Annotated in this window: 6 protein-coding genes; all 6 read right to left on the bottom strand. The window is 27.5% G+C overall.

What is annotated here, in order from left to right; translation table 11 throughout:
• Positions 1-93: 93 nt before the first annotated feature.
• Positions 94-633, bottom strand: coding sequence for a DUF5698 domain-containing protein (locus tag VK998_RS01645; RefSeq protein ID WP_325224755.1), 540 nt, complete (start codon positions 631-633; stop codon positions 94-96).
• Between the two features lie 204 nt (positions 634-837).
• Complete coding sequence (locus VK998_RS01640) at positions 838-1,617, bottom strand: J domain-containing protein (protein WP_325224752.1); 780 nt, start codon at positions 1,615-1,617, stop codon at positions 838-840.
• A 68-nt stretch (positions 1,618-1,685) separates the two neighbouring features.
• Complete coding sequence (locus VK998_RS01635; RefSeq protein ID WP_325224749.1) at positions 1,686-2,078, bottom strand: BRcat domain-containing protein; 393 nt, start codon at positions 2,076-2,078, stop codon at positions 1,686-1,688.
• Between the two features lie 107 nt (positions 2,079-2,185).
• A complete protein-coding gene (locus VK998_RS01630) occupies positions 2,186-2,677 on the bottom strand; it encodes a PTS sugar transporter subunit IIA (protein ID WP_325224746.1) in 492 nt (163 codons plus the stop codon).
• A gap of 226 nt (positions 2,678-2,903) precedes the next feature.
• Positions 2,904-3,836 (bottom strand): DUF5700 domain-containing putative Zn-dependent protease, encoded by a 933-nt coding sequence (locus VK998_RS01625; RefSeq protein ID WP_325224743.1) that lies wholly within the window; start codon positions 3,834-3,836, stop codon positions 2,904-2,906.
• Positions 3,837-3,905: 69 nt separating this feature from the next.
• A partial coding sequence (locus VK998_RS01620; protein ID WP_325224740.1) for a patatin-like phospholipase family protein occupies positions 3,906-4,576 on the bottom strand: 671 nt, incomplete at its 5' end.

Raw genomic sequence — 4,576 nt, 5'->3', positions numbered from 1 at the left:
TATAGAATAGCTAAATGTGGACTACCTTTAGCCAAAAGAACAACAGCAGGAGCTATGATATTATTTTATAATGATATACTTCAAAATAAATGATTATATGGCTTTAGTACTTGTAGTTGTTATCTTACCGTCTACTTTGCTTAGGTTTTTAATTTTTAAAGTTGGAGTATCAATACTAAATTCATTCATAATATTCTCTAATACCTTAAATTCCTTTCTTTTAATTACAACTTCAATTTTATATCTTTTGTTTCCATGATTACCGCTAACTAAATAGTTATTGACTGTATATCCAACTTCTCTAAGTCTTTCTGCTACCTGAATCATTTTTCCTTTATTGTTTAAAAATAAATCGACTTCCAATATTCCAAGTGCCAATCGTTCTTCAAGTTTGTTCCCAATAAACACGCCCATAGATCTTCCTAAAGCATAAGCTATTGTAAATTCGATTCCATCTCCATTAGTGACTTTTCCAACTACCGTTGCAAATATTATGGCATCGACAAACACTAATCCATAGACTGGATTCATAATCTTTTTAGATATAAACATAGTTTTTAATGTTGATAAAACATTGGTAAATGCTGTTATTAAAAGCAATCCAACCAATGCAAATATTGTATTTATAGTCATTCTAACACCTCCTTTATTAATAAATTTTCTCTTAAAACAAAAAAGCTAACATAATAAATTATGTTAGCAAAAAGTTCCTTTTTAAAATAGTTTTCCTCAATCATCGAGTAAAATATACTTAAGTTTTGTAACTAACTAGTCTACTATATCACAGATAGGAAATATTTGCAAATAATCACAACGGCTAGTTTTCCTTTTCTTAAACTAGCTTATACTTTTATATCTTTTAATATTATCATCACTTAAAAATTCATATGCTTCACTTATCTGTTGGAACATGCTGGTTGCATTTGGTGATTTATTCAGATCTGGATGATACTCTTTTGCTTTTTTCCTATATGCTAATTTTATTTCATATTTATCTGCATTGTATGCTAAATCTAATAGGTCACAACTTCTCTCGTATTTTTCTTTAAATGCAAAACTAGGATTTGCATAGTTATGCCCATAACTACCTTGTCCCCCATAGTTCCCTTGTTCTCTTTGGGAATTTTGGTATTCATACCATTGTTTGAACATTTCTTCCCATTCTCTTTGTTGTTCAGTATAACGCCTATGCTCTTCTCTTCTTTTTCTTTCTTCTTCCATTCTTTTATATGCATTTTTATATTCTGTAAAAGATCTAAATTGATAACCTATTCCATCTATTAAATAATTAGCACGATCGAATAAAAATTCTGTTATACTATATTTTAAGTATTTCAAATAGGATATGAACTTAGTTCCCAATATTGGAAATATGACGAAAAACAATATTGTCAATAAAACAACAGGATGCATCAATATTATAAATCCAAAAGGCCCTGCTAATAAAAAAAGAATCAAACATCCACCCATCCCTATCAATGCAGCAAATCCTCTTGCAATACTCCTTACAAATATTACTACAAATTCTATTAATTTTATTAATCCATCTAATACTATTGATATAAATTTTGCAATTCCATATAGAGTTTTACCTAATATCTTTTTGAAAATATTCATTTATAGTTAAACCTCTCCCAATTATTTTTAAATTACAAAAAATCCAGGTAGTTTATATAATAGGATAGTTAAGTTCTTTTATTAAATTTAGTATTACATTTTGGACAAGTTATTGTAATTTTTCCTTTACCTTTTGGTAGTCGTAGTTTAGAATTACAATTTGGACATTTAAAATATCTATGAGTTTTTCTGTCTTTGAAACGATTCTCAGTCTTTTTAAACCAAGAGTAGACAGGACTTACAAACATAGCAAATTTATAATTTTCCATTCTTCTTTTAGATATATCCTTTGAAAACATTCTAAATATGCTTATACCTAGAGGAATATATCCTATAAATGATATTAGTGGAATTTTGACAAGCTGACCTATTAACGTTAGTAATATTGAGAACACTAACAGGACTATAGAAAGCTGATCTCCACCATATCTTCCAGCCATAACTTTTTTTAACCAATTCATCAACATTACCCCTAAAATAAATATTAAGCTACAAAATGTAGCTTAATATTTATTATACATTCTTTTTAATAAAAAAGATAGTATTACCACTTGAATTATCTTTATTTTTAATATTTACTTTTCTTCAAAGTCACAGTCATTATCTTAGAAATACCTTTTTCTACAATACCATCTGATTTTTCCATGGATTCTAATCTTCCCATATTGGTGATTATTATTGGAGAGATTATAGATTTCCCTTTCTTTTTTATTAAATCTAAATCCGCTTCCAATATGATATCCCCTTGTTTAACCTTCTGCATTAATGCTACATGCTGGGTAAAACCTTCTCCTTGCAATTTTATTGTTTCTAAGCCAACATGGATGAGTAATTCTATACCTTCTTCAGATCGAATAACGACACAATGGTTTGATTTGTAGGTACTAGTTATCTCGCCATCAAAAGGTGCTATTACTTTCCCATCGGTAATCTCAATTGCTATGCCTTCTCCTAGTCTTTTTTCAGAAAAAGCTTTATCTTCTATATCTTCCAATGGAATAATATTACCTGACATAGGAGATAAGATATCAATTGGTTTGTTTTTTTTGAAAAAATTCATCAAAATAGCATCACCTCTTCCGAGTTTATTATAAATATTATACCACCATTAACTCATTTTTTCCCATTTTTTGCATAAATTCATTAAATAGAAATTAAAATAAACAGAATATATAGTAGTAAGTAATGCACCTAAGGATATAGTTATGGTGTTTGTTTTAAATATATCAACCTGAATAATTCTTGCCAAAATGGTTCCTATATTTCTTTCATCATTTTAATCCACCTCATTTTACAAGCCATTTTGCTATTTCATTGTTAATACATGTTGAAACACCATTTCTATTACATAATTCTACGTATTCTTCAATTATCCTTCTAAAATTTAAATTAATTGTCCAATCATCTAAGATAAGTACTCCTTTTTCTTTATAAATAATACTGACTATTAAATAGCCAATCACATAAATATTTAAGCGATTGTATTCTCTACCCAAAGTCTTAGATGATTTTATCTTCATTAAAATATTGTTTAAAGTTTCAAAATCATCTCTAGCAACCAATAGATGTCTTTTTGTTAGATTCCCTGACAAATCATCTTTTTTTAAATTTGGACCATGTTGAACAAGACAAGCTATGCCTTCTTCAATTGATTTCCCAATGGTTTCATATAAAAGTCTGTTTTCCTTAACCATTATTTTAGATAAAAATATTATTTTATTTCTAATAGGAAGTTTTCTGCTATGATACATTTCATGGCTTAAAATATTTATAAACTCTTCTCTCTCTCCGATATATTTCCCATAATTAATAAATATTTTCTTTCTATTGATTGTAAATCCGCCATCGTCCCCTCCACTATATAAGTAAATATTATATCGAATGGGCATTTCTCTAGGAACTATTTTATATACTTTTTTAAGGGCGATTTTAATTAATAAATCTGCATTTTCATTGATATATTGAATATCTAATTTTAGCTGATTTAAACTCTTCCTTAGCTTATAAAATTCGTACTCATCTTCATAATATTCATCTTTAATAATTTTTTTCAGTTCTTCTTTAATTTTAGCCTTTGCAATACTATTATCAATACAACTTTGGTGTTCTAAAAATCCTCTAGCACCTTTAGTTTTTATAAAAATATTATATAATTTTTCATCTAAAAAATCTTTTTCAAGTATTTCAATTATTAATTGAATACAATCAGTATTTATCACTATCTTATCACCCCATTCCTAATGGTTTATATTAAATATATACGACTATTAAGAATAGGGTATGAGTGTTTAATGTTTAGAAATTTTTTCTATCCATTGTTTAAACCCTTCCATCCGTTCCTGTGTTTCTTTATATCCTTGATTATAAAGTTCGTTTAACTTATTTTTATCTTTTTCCAATCTATCAACGTTTAAAGGAGCTATTGGTCTAAATACGTAAACATAGCCTTCCCTTTCTAAAGTTTCAATTTTCTCCAAAGTAATATTGTATTTAATATGCCTTTTTTTAATCGCTTCCATTATTTTAGGATATTTTTTTAAATAATGTTTTGAATAAATACCTAATTTTTGTTCCCTTTTCAAATAATCTTTGTTTCTAGTAAGTACAACTACATTATATTGATTTCCATCTTCAATAGACTTTTCCAATGGTATAGAATCTGAAATTCCTCCATCGAAATAAAGTTTCCCATCTATTTCTACAGGCGGAGAAATGATTGGTAAACTGCTGGAAGCCCTCAATATTTTATTCATTAATTCTTTGTCATTACCTTTAAATTGATTTTTTTCAAAATATTTAGGTTGTCCAGTTGCAACATCAGTTACACAAACTTTAAATATGGCTGGAGAATCAAAGAAGGTTTTATAATCAAAAGGTACCAGCTCGTTAGGTAGAGTATCAAATAAAAATTTCATATTGAAATAACTTTTTTCATTAATTAAATGTCTAAATCCTGAAT

Origin of the sequence: Schnuerera sp., assembly GCF_035459645.1 — a bacterium.
In the GTDB taxonomy this organism is placed as follows: domain Bacteria; phylum Bacillota; class Clostridia; order Tissierellales; family Tepidimicrobiaceae; genus Schnuerera.
This window is presented reverse-complemented; position numbering and strand designations above follow the sequence as displayed.

Bases quoted from the DNA above. Each gene is read 5' to 3' on its own strand.
- VK998_RS01645 (WP_325224755.1), bottom strand. From the start codon at position 633: ATGACTATAAATACAATATTTGCATTGGTTGGATTGCTTTTAATAACA.
- VK998_RS01635 (WP_325224749.1), bottom strand. From the start codon at position 2,078: ATGAATTGGTTAAAAAAAGTTATGGCTGGAAGATATGGTGGAGATCAG.
- VK998_RS01640 (WP_325224752.1), bottom strand. From the start codon at position 1,617: ATGAATATTTTCAAAAAGATATTAGGTAAAACTCTATATGGAATTGCA.
- VK998_RS01630 (WP_325224746.1), bottom strand. From the start codon at position 2,677: ATGAATTTTTTCAAAAAAAACAAACCAATTGATATCTTATCTCCTATG.